Source organism: Schumannella luteola (assembly GCF_013408685.1).
GTDB lineage: Bacteria > Actinomycetota > Actinomycetes > Actinomycetales > Microbacteriaceae > Schumannella > Schumannella luteola.
This window is the reverse complement of record NZ_JACBZY010000001.1, coordinates 2,984,510-2,998,851: the sequence shown is the minus strand read 5'-3', so window position 1 is coordinate 2,998,851 and position 14,342 is coordinate 2,984,510. Positions and strand designations below refer to the sequence as shown.

Genomic DNA, 14,342 nt, shown 5'->3' with positions numbered 1-14,342 from the left:
ATCCCGGGCGGAGGCGCACCGGCGCCGTCCAGCCTAGGGCACCCTCGCCCGCGGCTCACCCCGAGATCGGAGCGCGCTTCATCCGATCGTCACGCGGCCGTGCTGCCGCGCGCGCTCACTTCAGGCTGAAGGCCGTGATCGTGGTGGCGACGCTGGGGGCTCCGTCGGTCGTGCCGCCCGAGATGCCCTTGTCGACGATGTCGGTCTTCAGCTTGTCGAGGCCGCTCGTGATCGTGCCGACGACCGTGTAGCCGCCGCCGTCCGTGGGCAGCTTCGTGTCCTTGTAGACGATGAAGAACTGGTGGTCCATCGAGTACTGCGAGCTCGCCCGGGCCATGGCGATCGTGCCTGCCGGGTAGACGCCGTCCTCGGGCGCGTTCTCGACCGGGCCGTACTGGAAGTCGGGGTCGCCGCTGCCGTCGCCGGTCAGCGAGCCGCACTGCAGCACGCCGAAGTCGGTCGCGTCGGTGAGACGGTGGCAGGTCTTGTCCGGGTAGTAGTTCTTCTGCACGTCCTGGATGATCGAGCTGACCGCCTGCGGGGCCTTCTTGCCGTCGAGGGTCACGCCGAGCGCGATCTCGTTGATCGTGAGCGTGCCGGTCCAGTCGCGGTCCTCGGCGAGGCCGGGGTCGGGCACGTCGCCCTTGTTCTGCTCGGTCGAGTCGCTGGGCGACGCCGACGGCGACGGGCTGGCGCTGCTGTCCTTGCCGCCCGAGCCGCCGGGGCCGGCGGTGAAGTAGAAGATCTGCGTGCCGGCCGCGAGGCCCGCCACGACGACGACGCCCACGATCGCGAGCAGGTTGTCGCGCCAGCGCCGCTTGCGCTGACCCTCGTGCACCTGCTGCCGGGCCGAGTAGCTGCGGAGTCGATCGCGCGCCTCGCGCGCATCGCGCTCGTTCCTGCTCGGTGCCACCGGACCTCCCGTGTCGTCGTGGCCGCGGTCATCGCGGCCACCGAGAACTCTAACCAAGCCGCGCTCGACATCCCTGCACCACGTCGCCGCACGGCGCGGTCGGGCGGCGGATGCGGGCGTCGCCGAACGCTGTCGGCCGTCGCCTGTAGCGTGGAGACATGGCCAGCCAGCAGGGGCTCTTCGCCGGATCGACCCCGCTGGCGGTGCGGATGCGTCCGACTTCCCTCGACGAGGTCGCCGGACAGAAGCATCTGCTGCGCCCGGGCTCGCCGCTGGTGAACCTGGCGAACGACACGAGCGGCACCTCCGGGGCGGTCTCCGTCATCCTCTGGGGGCCTCCCGGCACCGGCAAGACGACGCTCGCTCAGGCGATCGCGCACAGCTCGGGTCGCCGCTTCGTCGAGCTCTCGGCGGTCACGGCCGGCGTCAAGGACGTGCGGCAGGTCATGGTCGACGCGCAGACCAACCGCGATCTCTACGGCGTCTCGACCGTGCTCTTCCTCGACGAGATCCACCGCTTCACCAAGGCCCAGCAAGACGGACTGCTGCCCGGCGTCGAGAACGGCTGGGTCACGCTCGTCGCCGCGACGACCGAGAACCCCTCGTTCTCGGTGATCTCGCCGCTGCTCTCGCGCTCGCTGCTGCTGACCCTGCAGCAGCTCGACGACGACGATCTCGCCCTGCTCATCGAGCGCGCGATCACCGATCAGCGCGGGCTGCGCGGCGTCGTCGAGGTCGACGACGAGGCGCGGGCGGCGCTGGTCCGCCTGGCCTCGGGGGATGCCCGGCGCGCCCTGACCGCGCTCGAGGCCTCGGCGGGCTCCGCGGCGTCGCAGACGCCCGAGGGGGAGAAGCCGGTCGTGACGGCCGACATCGTCGCGGCGAGCGTCGATCGCGCGCTGCTGCGCTACGACCGCAACGGCGACGAGCACTACGACGTGATCAGCGCCTTCATCAAGAGCGTGCGCGGCAGCGACGTGGATGCGGCGCTGCACTACCTGGCGCGCATGATCGAGGCGGGGGAGGACCCGCGCTTCATCGCCCGCCGCGTCATCATCTCCGCCGCCGAGGACATCGGCATGGCCGACCCGCAGGCGCTGCCGATCGCGGTCGCCGCCGCCGAGGCCGTGCAGATGATCGGCATGCCCGAGGGGCGCATCCCGCTCGCCGAGGCGGTCGTCTACCTCGCGACGGCGCCGAAGTCGAATGCCTCGTACAACGGCATCAACGCGGCGATCGCCGATGTGAAGGCGGGCCGCATCGGCCGGGTGCCGAAGCACCTGCGCGACGCGCACTACCCCGGAGCGAAGCGGCTCGGTCACGGGCAGGGCTACCGCTACGCCCACGACGCGCCCTTCGGCGTGGCCGAGCAGCAGTACCTGCCCGACGAGCTCGTCGGCACCCGCTACTACACGCCCACCGGCAACGGGCACGAGCGCGAGGTCGGCCCGCGCCTCGAACGGCTGCGCGCGGTGATCGAGGGCCGGCCGATGCCGGCGCGTGAGAAGCCCGCCGAGCCGGCAGCTGATTCCCCCTCCGTCGACACCGAATCGGATGCCGGAGGCGCGTCGTCGACCGACGAGGGCTCTGCTAAGCTTCCGGAGGCCTGAAACCTGGTCTCCCCGTGCGGCTGCGTGGGAGATCGCCGGTCGAGGTGGATCTGCTCTGTAGCCGGGCGCCCACCGTGGTCCACACCCTCTCTTCGCACGGATCCTCCGTTGCGCGCGTCCGCGGACGCGTGAGCGGCCGTGATTCCCATCGTTCGAGACAACAAGAAGGACACTCTTCGTGACCACCAAGTCCCAGGACCGCCGCAAGGTCCGCCTGTCGCGCGCCCTCGGCGTCGCGCTGACCCCGAAGGCCGCGCGCTACCTCGAGAAGCGCCCCTACGCCCCGGGTCAGCACGGCCGCACCAAGCGCCGCACCGACAGCGACTACGCCGTCCGTCTGCGCGAGAAGCAGCGTCTGCGCGAGCAGTACGGCATCCGCGAGAAGCAGCTGCGCATCGTCTTCAACGAGGCGCGTCGCACCCAGGGCCTGACCGGTGAGAACCTGGTCGAGCTGCTCGAGATGCGCCTCGACGCCCTCGTGCTGCGTGCCGGCTTCGCCCGCACCACCGCGCAGGCTCGCCAGCTCGTCGTGCACCGCCACATCATGGTCGACGGCCAGCTCGTCGACCGCCCGTCGTTCCGCGTGAAGCCGGGCCAGCTCATCCACGTCAAGCCCAAGAGCGAGGGCACCGAGCCCTTCCAGGTGGCGGCCGCCGGCGGTCACGCCGAGGTGCTGCCCCCGGTTCCGGGCTACCTCGAGGTCGAGCTCGACAAGCTGCAGGCGCGCCTCGTGCGTCGCCCGAAGCGCGCGGAGGTCCCCGTGACCGCCGAGGTGCAGCTCGTCGTCGAGTACTACGCCGCCCGCTAAGCAGCTTCGCCCAGCGAACCGCCGCTCAGCACGGCACGAAGGCCCCCGGAGAGATCCGGGGGCCTTCGTCGTCTCGTCGTCGCCCCGTCCGATCAGCCGCCTCGCGCATCCTGGATCCCGTCGTGAGAGGACGCTCAGCCGTCCCGCGTCCGCCGTCGAGAGCCCGCGCAGAGCGCGCGTAATAGGCTGATCCCCGATCGAATCCGCCGTGGTCCCGCGGCGCCCCCGAGAGCTGAGGAGAGTCTCATGAAGAGCGCGTTCTGGCTGATCGTCGGCGTGGCTGCGGGTTTCGCCGCCGCCCACTACGTCTCCCGCACCCCGCAGGGCCGCGCCCTGTTCGACGAGATCGACGAGAAGACGCGCGGCTTCGGCGCCGCCGTGGTCGACGGCTACCGCTCGCGCGAGGCCGAGCTGCGTGACTCGATCCACGATGCCGAGGACGCGATCGCCGACATCACGAAGCGCCTGAAGTGAGACCGCGCTCCATCTGACAACCTGAAACCTCCGCCACCGAGAGCTCCGTCGCCGCCGCGCCGCGCCGCGCGGCCGCCTCGCTCCGACACCGCACCACCGAACCGGGAATCCCTGTGCAGACCGCTGAAATCCAACGCCGCTGGCTCACCTACTTCGGAGAGCGCGGCCACACCGTCGTCCCCTCCGCCTCGCTGGTCAGCGACGACCCGTCGCTGCTGTTCACCGTGGCCGGCATGGTGCCGTTCATCCCGTACCTCACCGGTGTGGTGCCGTCGCCGTACCCGCGCGCGACGAGCGTGCAGAAGGTGATCCGCACGAACGACATCGAGGAGGTCGGCAAGACCCCTCGGCACGGCACGTTCTTCCAGATGAACGGCAACTTCTCCTTCGGCGACTACTTCAAGGAGGGCGCCATCACCTACGCCTGGGACCTGCTCACGAGCAGCCAGGCGGACGGCGGCTTCGGCTTCCAGGAGAAGGACCTCTGGGTCACGGTCTACGAAGACGACGACGAGGCGATCCAGCTCTGGCGCAAGATCGCCGGCCTGCCGGAGGAGCGCATCCAGCGACTCGGGCGCGACAGCAACTACTGGTCGACCGGCCAGCCCGGCCCCGCGGGCCCCTGCTCGGAGATCTTCTTCGACCGCGGCCCGGCGTACGGCGTCGACGGCGGCCCGGCGACGGACGACGACCGCTACGTCGAGATCTGGAATCTCGTCTTCATGCAGTACGCGATCCAGAACGTGCGCTCGAAGATCGACTTCGACATCGTCGGCGAGCTGCCGAAGAAGAACATCGACACCGGCATGGGCATGGAGCGCGTCGCGTTCCTGCTGCAGGGCGTCGACAACATGTACGAGATCGATCAGGTGCGCCCGGTTCTCGACGTGGCCTCGCAGCTGTCGGGCCGCCGCTACGGCGCCGACCACGAAGACGACGTGCGCATGCGCGTGATCGCCGACCACGTGCGCTCGTCGCTCATGCTCATGACGGATGGCGTGAGCCCGTCGAACGAGGGCCGCGGCTACGTGCTGCGCCGCCTCATGCGCCGCACGATCCGCGCGATGCGTCTGCTCGGCTACGACACCGCGAGCTTCCCGGAGCTCTTCGCCGCCTCGCGCGACGCGATGGCGCCGGCGTACCCGGATGTCGCCGAGGAGTGGGCCCGCACCTCCGGCATGGCGTTCGCGGAGGAGGAGACCTTCCTGCGCACCCTCGCCGGCGGCACGACGATCCTCGACGTCGCGGTGCAGGACACCAAGAAGGTCGGATCGGCGGTGCTGCCGGGCGACACGGCGTTCCTGCTGCACGACAGCTTCGGCTTCCCGATCGACCTGACGCTCGAGATGGCCGAGGAGGCCGGGCTGAGCGTCGACCGCACCGCGTTCGACACGCTCATGCAGGAGCAGCGCGACCGCGCGAAGGCCGACGCGAAGAACCGCAAGAAGGCGATCGCCGATCTCACCGTCTACTCCGACTTCCGCGCGCAGGGCGAGACGACCTTCACCGGCTACGACTACCTCGAGACGGAGACGAGCATCCTCGGCCTCCTGGTCGACGGCGTCGCCGTGAACAAGGCCGTCGCGGGCGACATCGCCGAGGTGATCCTCGCCGAGACGTCGCTCTACCCCGAGTCGGGCGGTCAGTCGGCCGACGCCGGCACGATCGTGGGCGCGGGCTTCGAGCTCGAGGTGCTCGACGTGCAGCGCCCGGTCAAGGGCCTCATCAGTCACACCGTGCAGGTGCGCTCGGGCGAGGTCGGCGTCGGCGACGCCGCGACGAGCATCGTGGATGCCGACTACCGTCGCGGGGCGACCCAGGCGCACTCGGCGACCCACCTCATCCACGCGGCCCTGCGTCAGACGCTCGGGCAGCAGGCGCACCAGGCGGGCTCGTTCAACAAGGCCGGCTACATGCGCCTCGACTTCTCGTGGAGTCAGTCGCTGAGCCCCGAGACGCGCACCGAGATCGAGGAGATCGCCAACAACGCGATCCGCCAGGACCTCGAGGTCGTCACGCGCGTGCTGCCGCTCGACGAGGCGCGCGCCGCGGGCGCGATGGCGCTGTTCGGCGAGAAGTACGGCGACACCGTGCGCATGGTCGACATCGGCGGCCCCTGGTCGCGGGAGCTGTGCGCGGGCACGCACGTGTCGAGCTCGGCGCAGGTGGGCCTGATCAACCTGGTCAGCGAGTCGTCGATCGGCTCGACCAACCGCCGCGTCGAGGCGCTCGTCGGGGCCGACGCCTTCCGCGACCTCGCGGTCGAGCGCTCGATCGTCGGCGCGCTGTCGTCGTCGCTGAAGACGCCGCGCGAGCAGCTGCCCGACCGCATCGCCGAGCTGGTGGCGAACCTCAAGGCGGCCGAGAAGAAGATCGCCGCCTTCGAGGCGAGCAAGCTGGCCGACCGCGTGCCAGCGCTCGCGCAGGGTGCGACGCGTCTCGGCGCGCACACCGCGGTGGTCGAGGATCTCGGCGAGCTGGCCTCGGCCGACGAGCTGCGTCAGCTGGCCCAGCAGGTGCGCGAGCGCCTGGGCAGCGACTCGGCGGTCGTGGCGCTGCTCGCCCGCGTCGGAGAGCGCCCCTCGGTCGTCGTGGCGACGAACCCGGCCGCGCGCGACGCCGGCGTCAAGGCCGGCGCCCTCGTCAAGCAGGCCGCGGGCGTGCTCGGCGGCGGCGGCGGCGGCAAGGACGACCTCGCCCAGGGCGGCGGCACCGACGTGACCGCGGTTCCCGCGGCGGTCGAGGCGCTGCGCCGGGCCCTGGAGGGCTGAGCGTGCGTCGTGGCCGTCGGCTCGGCATCGACGTCGGGCGGGCGCGCGTCGGCGTGGCCACCTGCGATCTCGACGGGCTGATCGCGACGCCCGTCGAGACCGTGCCGCGCGACGAGCGCACGGTCGCGGCGCTGCGGGCGATCGTCGACGAGTACACGCCGATCGAGGTCGTCGTCGGGCTGCCGCTCTCGCTCTCGGGAGCCGACACGCCGTCGACCGACGACGCGCGCGCTCTGGCGGCCGAGATCGCGACCGCGCTCGCGTCCGTCACCAGCCCGGACGGCGGCTCCGGCATCCCCGTGGTGCTGGTCGACGAGCGGATGTCGACCGTCACCGCCCAGCGTCAGCTGCGCGAGAGCGGCAAGAAGGCCCGCAAGCAGCGGCCCGTCGTCGACCAGGCGGCCGCTGTTATCATCCTGCAGACCGCGCTCGACGCCGAACGCGCGTCGGGCCGAGTGCCGGGATCCCCGGTGCCCCCGGAAGGAAGCTGACCGTGTCGCACGAGCCCGGACCGCACGACGACGCCCGCCGCCCCGCACCGGGCGAGCCGAGTTGGGATGACATCTTCCAGCCCGGCGACCAGTCCGAGCCCGCCCGACCGGAGCGCGTCGAGCAGCACGCCCCAGCACCGCGTATCGGCGTCGCCGCCGCCGCCGAGGAGGCGCGCACGGGGCAGATCCCGCAGCAGCCGGCCTCCGCACCCGCCGGTCGTCGCGGGCGGCGCGGCAGCGAGCCGCTGACGCCGCGCGAGCAGCAGCGCCGCCGCACCCGTCGTCGTCGCCGCATCGCCCTGCTCGTCGTGCTGCTCGTCTTCATCGCGGGCGTCGGGGTGACCGGCGCCGTGATCTACAACCAGTACGGCGAACGCATCAACGCCGTGCTCGGCATCGGCGAGCCCACCGACTACGAGGGCGAGGGCACCGGCGAGGTGACCATCGCCATCCAGTCGGGTCAGATCGGCTCGGATGTCGCGACGACGCTGACCAAGGCCGGCGTCACCAAGACCTACACGGCGTTCTACCGCCTGCTGCTCAAGAGCCCCGACGTCTCCTTCGAGCCCGGCAACTACAAGCTCAAGAAGCAGATGAGCGCGAAGTCGGCTCTCGCGGCGCTGCAGGATCCGAAGAACCGGGTGCAGAACACCGTGCTGATCCCCGAGGGCTTCAGCGCCGAGGCGGCGTACGAGCAGCTGTCGGCCGGCACCGGCATCCCGGTCGCCGACTTCCAGGCGGCGGCGAAGGACTACGTGGCGCTCGGCGTGCCGGCCGAGGCGCCGAGCATCGAGGGCTTCCTGTTCCCGGCGACGTACACCTTCGACCCGGGCGTGACCGCCCACGACGTGCTGGCGAAGCTCGTCGCCGAGATGAACGCCCGGCTCGACAAGGCCGGGGTCGCACCCGCTGACCGCTTCAAGGTCGTGACGCTCGCGTCGATCGTGCAGCGCGAGTCGGGTCCGAGCGTGGATGACATGCACAAGATCGCGCGGGTGTTCGAGAACCGCCTCGACAAGGGGATGCGTCTGCAGTCCGATGCGACCGTCGCCTACGGCACCGGGCACACCGACCGCGTGACGACCACGGGCGCCGAGCGCGGCGACGCGAGCAACAAGTACAACACCTACGCGAACGACGGCTTGCCGATCGGGCCGATCGGGCTGCCGGGCGCCGACGCGATCGACTCGGCGCTGCATCCGACCGCCGGGCCCTGGCTCTACTTCGTCGCCGTGAACCTCAAGACGGGCGAGACCCGCTTCTCGACGACGATCGCCGAGCACGATGCGGCGGTCAAGGAGTGGCAGGCCTGGTGCCGCCAGAGCGACGAGAACAAGGCCTACTGTGCCTGAACCGGTGCGGCATCTCGCCGTGCTGGGCTCGCCGATCGGGCACTCGCAGTCGCCCGCGATGCATCGGGCCGCGTACGCGGTGCTCGGGCTCGACTGGAACTACGACCGGCACGAGGTCACCGAGGACGGGCTCGAGGGATTCCTCGCCGGGCTCGGCCCGGAGTGGCTCGGCCTCTCGCTGACCATGCCGCTCAAGCGCCGGCTGATCGAGCTGGTCGACGACGTCGACCCGGTCGCCCGCGCGACAGGCCAGGCCAACACCCTGCTGCTCACGCCCGCGGGACCGCGCGTCTTCAACACCGACGTCGCAGGGATCGTGGATGCGGTGCGCGAGGCCGGGGGAGCGGACCCGCGCCGCGTGCTCGTGCTCGGCGGCGGCGCGACCGCCCGCAGCGCCGTCGCGGCCGGTCACGAGTTCGGCGCCGAGGTCGTGCTGGCGGCCCGCGCACCGGAGCGCGTCGCCGACGCCGGCGGCGCCGAGGTCGTCACCCTCGATCGCGCCGACCTCGCCGCCGCCGACCTGGTGGTCAGCACGATCCCCGGCGGCGCCGACATCCCCGTCGCGGTCCCGCCGCTGCGCGGCGAGCAGCTGCTGCTCGACGTCGTCTACCACCCCTGGCCGACGCCGCTCGCGGCGCGCTGGCAGGAGGCCGGGGGCACGCTCGTGCACGGACTCGGCATGCTGCTGCACCAGGCCGTGCGGCAGATCCGCATCTTCCGCACGGGAGACCCGAGCGTGCCGCTGCCCGACGAGCCCGCCGTGCTCGCCACGATGCGGGCCGCCGTCGACCGCTAGCACGGCGCCCGTCGGCCGCCCCGCCCCGGCTGTGGGAGGATCGAGCGCGTGCCCGCGCGTCGATCGCCGGGCCGGTGAAATCGCGTCTGCCGCACTGATGGAGTTCTGATCGCATGCTGCGCTGGTTGACCGCGGGCGAGTCCCACGGCCCCGAACTGCTGGCCATCCTCGAGGGCCTGCCGGCCGGGGTGCCGGTGTCGCTCGACGACATCCGGGCCGACCTGGCCCGACGCAAGCTCGGCTACGGCCGCGGCGCGCGCATGAAGTTCGAGGCGGATGAGCTGAACCTCTCCGGCGGCGTGCGTCACGGGCTGTCGATGGGCAGCCCGGTCGCCCTGCGCATCGGCAACACCGAGTGGCCCAAGTGGACTCAGGTGATGAGCCCCGAGCCGGTCGACCCGAGCGTCTTCGAGACCGGCCGCGGCGCCGCGCTCACCCGCCCGCGCCCGGGTCACGCCGACCTCGTCGGCATGCAGAAGTACGGCTTCGACGAGGCCCGTCCGGTGCTCGAGCGCGCGAGCGCCCGCGAGACCGCCGCCCGCGTCGCCCTCGGCGCCGTCGCTCGCTCCTTCCTGGCCGAGCTCGGCATCCGCCTGGTCAGCCACACCCTCGCGATCGGCCCCGTGCGCGTGCCCGATGGCGCGCCGCTGCCGCGCCCCGACGACGTCGCCGCGCTCGACGCCGACCCGCTGCGCTGCTTCGATCCCGTCACGAGCGAGCGGATGGTCGCCGAGGTGGATGATGCGCACAAGGAGGGCGACACGCTCGGCGGCGTCGTCGAGGTGCTCGCCTACGGCGTTCCGCCGGGACTCGGCAGCTACGTGCACGGCGACCGCCGCCTCGACGCGCGCCTCGCCGGCGCGCTCATGGGCATCCAGGCCATCAAGGGCGTCGAGGTCGGCGACGGCTTCGAGACGACCCGCCGTCGCGGCTCGGCCGCGCACGACGAGCTCGTCGTCGGCGACGACTCGATCGAGCGCGTCAGCGACCGGGCGGGCGGCACCGAGGGCGGCATGTCGACCGGCACCGTGCTGCGCGTGCGCGCCGGCATGAAGCCGATCGCGACCGTGCCGCACTCGCTGCGCACGGTCGACGTCAGCACGGGCGAGGCCGCGGCCGCGCACCACCAGCGCTCCGACGTCTGCGCCGTGCCCGCGGCGGGCGTCGTGGCCGAGGCGATGGTCGCGCTCGTCGTGGCCGACGCCGTGCTCGAGAAGTTCGGCGGCGACTCGGTCGCCGAGACGAAGCGCAACCTCGAGGGCTACCTCGCCGCGATCCCGGAGGCGCTGCGCACGGCGACGATCGAGGGATGACGGCGGAGCCGGCTCCCCGCGCCGAGCTCGTGCTCATCGGACCGATGGGCTCGGGCAAGACCCGCCTCGGCAAGCGCGTCGCCAAGCTGATCGGTGTGCCCTTCGCCGACACCGACAAGATCGTCGTCGCCGAGCACGGCCCGATCGCCGAGCTCTTCGACACGCACGGCGAGCCGCACTTCCGCGCCCTCGAGCGCGATGCGGTGGCCGGCGCGATCGCGGCCGGCGGCGTCGTGTCGCTCGGGGGAGGAGCCGTGCTCGACGAGCAGACCCGCGCCCTGCTCGAGACCGAGCGCGTCGTGCTGCTCTGGACCACGCCCGAGGCCGTCGAGGCCCGCATCGCGAACGGCAAGCGCCCGCTCGTGCGCGGCGGCGTCGACGACTGGATTCGCATCGCCGAATCGCGCCGCCCGATCTACGAGGCGCTCGCGCGGCACCGCATCGACACCTCCTCGCGCCCGATCGACCACCTCGCGGCGGAGCTCGCCGACTGGTGGCGCACTGAGACCGGCGCCGCGCAGACCGGAAGGACCCCGTCATGACCGACGCCACCCGCATCCCCGTCGCCGGCACCCCCGGCTACGACATCGTCGTCGGCCGCGACCTCGACGCGCTCATCCCCGAGGCGCTCGGCGCCGGCGTGCGCAAGGTGCTCGTCGTGCACGCGCCGACCCTCGGAGCGAAGGCCGAGGCCCTGCGCGCCCAGCTCTCCGAGCGCTTCGAGGTCTACCTGGCCGAGGTGCCGGATGCCGAGGCCGCGAAGCGCGTCGAGGTCGCCGCCTTCTGCTGGCAGGTCATGGGTCAGACCGACTTCACCCGCAGCGACGCTGTCATCGGCCTCGGCGGGGGAGCGACGACCGACCTGGCCGGCTTCGTCGCCGCGACCTGGCTGCGCGGCCTGAAAGTCGTGCAGATCCCGACGTCGATCCTCGGCATGGTGGATGCGGCGGTCGGCGGCAAGACCGGCATCAACACGGCCGAGGGCAAGAACCTCGTCGGCGCCTTCCACGCGCCCGCGCAGGTCATCGTCGACCTCGCCTGGCTCGACACGCTGCCGCGCAACGAGCTGCTCGCCGGCTTCGCCGAGATCGTCAAGGCCGGCTTCATCGCCGAGCCCGAGATCCTCGACCTCATCGAGGCCGACGTCGACGCCGCGACCGACCCGACCTCGCCCGTGCTGCGCCGGCTCGTCGAGCTGGCGATCGGCGTGAAGGCGCGCGTCGTCGGCGAGGACTTCACCGAGCAGGGGCTGCGCGAGATCCTCAACTACGGTCACACCCTCGGCCACGCGATCGAGCACGCCGAGCGCTACCAGTGGCGTCACGGCGCCGCGGTCGCGATCGGCATGGTGTTCGCCGCCGAGCTGTCGCGCCTCACTCGCGGACTCGACGACGAGGCGGTCGACCGCACCCGCCGCATCCTCGACCTGCTGTCGCTGCCCTCGACCTACCCGCTGGGCCGCTGGAAGACGCTGCTCGCCACGATGCAGCGCGACAAGAAGGCCCGCGCCGGCATGCTGCGCTTCATCGTGCTCGACGCGATCGGCAAGCCGGCCGTGCTCAACGGGCCCGAGGAGCACCTGCTGTTCGCGGCGTACTCCGAGATCTCGGCCTGAGCCGGCTGTCGCTACGGTTGACCCCATGACCCGCGTGCTCGTGCTCAACGGACCGAACCTGGGCCGGCTCGGCAGCCGCGAACCCGACGTCTACGGCAACCAGGACCTCTCGGCGCTGCGCGTGCTGCTGACCGATCTCGCCGCCGACGGGGTCGAGATCGATCTGCGGCAGACCGACGACGAGGGCGAGCTCATCCACTGGCTGCACGAGGCGGTGGATGCGCAGAACGACGTCATCCTCAACCCCGCCGCGTTCACGCACTACAGCTACGGCCTGCGTGATGCGGCCGCGCTCGTCACGAAGGCGGGCCAGAAGCTGGTCGAGGTGCACATCTCGAACCCGCACGCGCGCGAGGAGTTCCGGCACCGCTCCGTCGTCTCGGGCATCGCGACCGGCGTGATCGCCGGCTTCGGCTTCGACAGCTACACGCTCGCGCTGCGGGCGATCGGCGCCGCGGCCTAGTCCGTCTCGGCCCGATCCGCCTCAGCCGGCGTCTCCGGGTCTCCGCGGCTCAGTGATCCGAGGCCGCGGTTCACGCCCGCCGAGCGAGGTCGTCGCGGATCATCCGCTCGGCCCAGAGGTGGTGCGGCTCGGCGAGGAAGCGCTCGGGCGTCAGCCAGGCGACCTCGGTGAGCTCCTCGCGCTCGATCCGCAGCTGCGCATCCGTCACGCCGTCGGGCAGGGCGCACGACCAGGCCATGGTCGCGTAGCTCACCACGTCGCCGTTCGGGTACTCGAAGACGAGCGACTCGCCGCCGTAGGCGCCGAGCAGCTCGCCGACGACGATCTCGATGCCGAGCTCCTCACGCACCTCGCGGCGCAGGGCGTCGACGGGCTCCTCGACCGGCTCCATGCCGCCGCCGACGATGCCCCAGCGGTCGTCGCCGGGGGTGCGGGCGAGCAGGTAGCTGCCGTCGCGCTCGATCACGGCGGAGACGCCCGGCAGGTAGAGCAGGTCGTGACCGATCCGCTCGCGGATCCCGAGCACGTACGGCGAGAGGGGCATCCTCCGACCCTAGGGGCCCTGCCTGTCGGGGGCCGGCGCGCCGCCAGGTAGGATCATCCGGGCGATTCCCCGGCTGACCGGGACGGGCGCCCACGCGACGGAACCGACTGGAGAACCCACACCATGGCCACCACGAACGACATCAAGAACGGCAGCGTCCTCAGCATCGACGGCGGGCTGTGGAGCGTGATCGAGTTCCAGCACGTCAAGCCGGGCAAGGGCGGCGCCTTCGTGCGCACCAAGCTCAAGAACGCCCTCAGCGGCAAGGTCGTCGACCGCACCTTCAACGCCGGCACCAAGATCGAGTTCTCGACGATCGACCGCCGCGACTTCCAGTACCTGTACAAGGACGGCGCCGACTTCGTCTTCATGGATCTGAGCGACTACGACCAGATCACCATCCCGGCCGCCACCGTCGGCGACGCCGCCAACTACATGCTCGAGAACCAGACCGTCACGGTCGCGAGCAACGACGGCTCGCCGCTCTACATCGAGCTGCCCGCCTCGGTCGTGCTCGAGGTCACCTACACCGAACCCGGCCTGCAGGGCGACCGCTCGAGCGCCGGAACGAAGCCCGCCACCCTCGAGACCGGCCACGAGATCCAGGTGCCGCTGTTCCTCAACACCGGCACCAAGGTCAAGGTCGACACCCGCAACGGCGACTACCTGGGCCGCGTCACCGAGTGAGCGCCCGCAGCAAGGCCCGCAAGCGCGCGGTCGACATCCTCTACGGCGCCGACCTGCGCGAGCTGCCGATCTGGCAGCTGCTCGGCGAGGAGGCGACCCGTGCGCTCGACGAGCCCGACCGTCGCGCCTCGTGGGAGTACGCCCGCCAGATCGTCGAAGGCGTCGCCGACAACCAGACCGCGATCGATCGTCTGATCAGCGAGAACGCCCAGGGCTGGACCCTCGATCGGATGCCGGTGCTCGACCGCGCGATCGCGCGCGTCGGCGCGTGGGAGATCCTCTACAACGCCGAGGTGCCCGACGCGGTCGCCATCTCGGAGGCCGTCGAGTCGGCGACCGTGCACAGCACGGACGACTCGGCCGGGTTCCTCAACGGCCTGCTCGCGGCGATCGCCCGCCTGCCGAAGCCGGAGGCCGCGCCGCACATCGAGCTGCCGGTCGGCGACGATCAGGACTGATCGCGTCGTCCGACGCGATCATCGCCCGCACCGACCCCGCCCGCTCC

15 protein-coding genes are annotated in these 14,342 nt (G+C 71.8%); 13 read left to right on the top strand and 2 right to left on the bottom strand.

Annotated features, from left to right (window positions below; translation table 11 throughout):
• Positions 1–115: 115 nt before the first annotated feature.
• Positions 116–913: a peptidylprolyl isomerase gene (locus BJ979_RS13635; RefSeq protein WP_179568671.1), complete on the bottom strand. Its 798-nt coding sequence runs from the start codon at positions 911–913 to the stop codon at positions 116–118.
• Between the two features lie 158 nt (positions 914–1,071).
• On the opposite strand from BJ979_RS13635, the gene BJ979_RS13630 reads away from it, so the two are divergent.
• The 11 genes from BJ979_RS13630 to BJ979_RS13580 all read left to right on the top strand — a co-directional run bounded on the left by BJ979_RS13630 (position 1,072) and on the right by BJ979_RS13580 (position 12,606).
• Positions 1,072–2,523 carry a replication-associated recombination protein A gene (locus BJ979_RS13630; RefSeq protein ID WP_179568670.1) on the top strand — a complete coding sequence of 484 codons (1,452 nt, stop codon included), beginning with the start codon at positions 1,072–1,074 and terminating at the stop codon, positions 2,521–2,523.
• A gap of 178 nt (positions 2,524–2,701) precedes the next feature.
• The gene (rpsD, locus tag BJ979_RS13625; protein WP_141145829.1) at positions 2,702–3,331 is read left to right on the top strand and encodes a 30S ribosomal protein S4; all 630 of its coding nucleotides are present in this window, start codon (positions 2,702–2,704) and stop codon (positions 3,329–3,331) included.
• A gap of 246 nt (positions 3,332–3,577) precedes the next feature.
• Entirely contained in the window at positions 3,578–3,805 is a 228-nt protein-coding gene (locus BJ979_RS13620; protein WP_179568669.1) for a hypothetical protein, read from the top strand.
• 113 nt (positions 3,806–3,918) lie between these two features.
• The gene (gene alaS / locus BJ979_RS13615; protein WP_179568668.1) at positions 3,919–6,576 is read left to right on the top strand and encodes an alanine--tRNA ligase; all 2,658 of its coding nucleotides are present in this window, start codon (positions 3,919–3,921) and stop codon (positions 6,574–6,576) included.
• A 2-nt stretch (positions 6,577–6,578) separates the two neighbouring features.
• The gene (gene ruvX / locus BJ979_RS13610; RefSeq protein ID WP_343046705.1) at positions 6,579–7,067 is read left to right on the top strand and encodes a Holliday junction resolvase RuvX; all 489 of its coding nucleotides are present in this window, start codon (positions 6,579–6,581) and stop codon (positions 7,065–7,067) included.
• Between the two features lie 2 nt (positions 7,068–7,069).
• Positions 7,070–8,419 (top strand): endolytic transglycosylase MltG, encoded by a 1,350-nt coding sequence (gene mltG, locus BJ979_RS13605; RefSeq protein WP_343046704.1) that lies wholly within the window; start codon positions 7,070–7,072, stop codon positions 8,417–8,419.
• On the top strand, positions 8,412–9,215 hold the full coding sequence (locus BJ979_RS13600) for a shikimate dehydrogenase (protein ID WP_343046703.1): 804 nt from the start codon (positions 8,412–8,414) through the stop codon (positions 9,213–9,215). Before mltG ends, BJ979_RS13600 begins: the two co-directional genes overlap by 8 nt.
• 113 nt (positions 9,216–9,328) lie before the next feature.
• Positions 9,329–10,528 (top strand): chorismate synthase, encoded by a 1,200-nt coding sequence (gene aroC, locus BJ979_RS13595; RefSeq protein ID WP_179568666.1) that lies wholly within the window; start codon positions 9,329–9,331, stop codon positions 10,526–10,528.
• Positions 10,525–11,070: a shikimate kinase gene (locus tag BJ979_RS13590; protein ID WP_179568665.1), complete on the top strand. Its 546-nt coding sequence runs from the start codon at positions 10,525–10,527 to the stop codon at positions 11,068–11,070. The genes aroC and BJ979_RS13590 overlap by 4 nt, the downstream gene beginning before the upstream one ends.
• Entirely contained in the window at positions 11,067–12,143 is a 1,077-nt protein-coding gene (gene aroB, locus BJ979_RS13585; protein ID WP_179568664.1) for a 3-dehydroquinate synthase, read from the top strand. The genes BJ979_RS13590 and aroB overlap by 4 nt, the downstream gene beginning before the upstream one ends.
• 25 nt (positions 12,144–12,168) lie before the next feature.
• The gene (locus tag BJ979_RS13580; RefSeq protein WP_179568663.1) at positions 12,169–12,606 is read left to right on the top strand and encodes a type II 3-dehydroquinate dehydratase; all 438 of its coding nucleotides are present in this window, start codon (positions 12,169–12,171) and stop codon (positions 12,604–12,606) included.
• A 70-nt stretch (positions 12,607–12,676) separates the two neighbouring features.
• On the opposite strand, the gene BJ979_RS13575 is transcribed toward BJ979_RS13580, so the two are convergent.
• Positions 12,677–13,150, bottom strand: a complete 474-nt coding sequence (locus tag BJ979_RS13575) for an NUDIX domain-containing protein (protein ID WP_179568661.1) — start codon at positions 13,148–13,150, stop codon at positions 12,677–12,679.
• Positions 13,151–13,273: 123 nt separating this feature from the next.
• On the opposite strand from BJ979_RS13575, the gene efp reads away from it, so the two are divergent.
• Positions 13,274–13,837 (top strand): elongation factor P, encoded by a 564-nt coding sequence (efp, locus tag BJ979_RS13570; protein ID WP_179568659.1) that lies wholly within the window; start codon positions 13,274–13,276, stop codon positions 13,835–13,837.
• Entirely contained in the window at positions 13,834–14,295 is a 462-nt protein-coding gene (gene nusB, locus BJ979_RS13565; RefSeq protein WP_179568657.1) for a transcription antitermination factor NusB, read from the top strand. Before efp ends, nusB begins: the two co-directional genes overlap by 4 nt.
• Positions 14,296–14,342 lie beyond the last annotated feature (47 nt).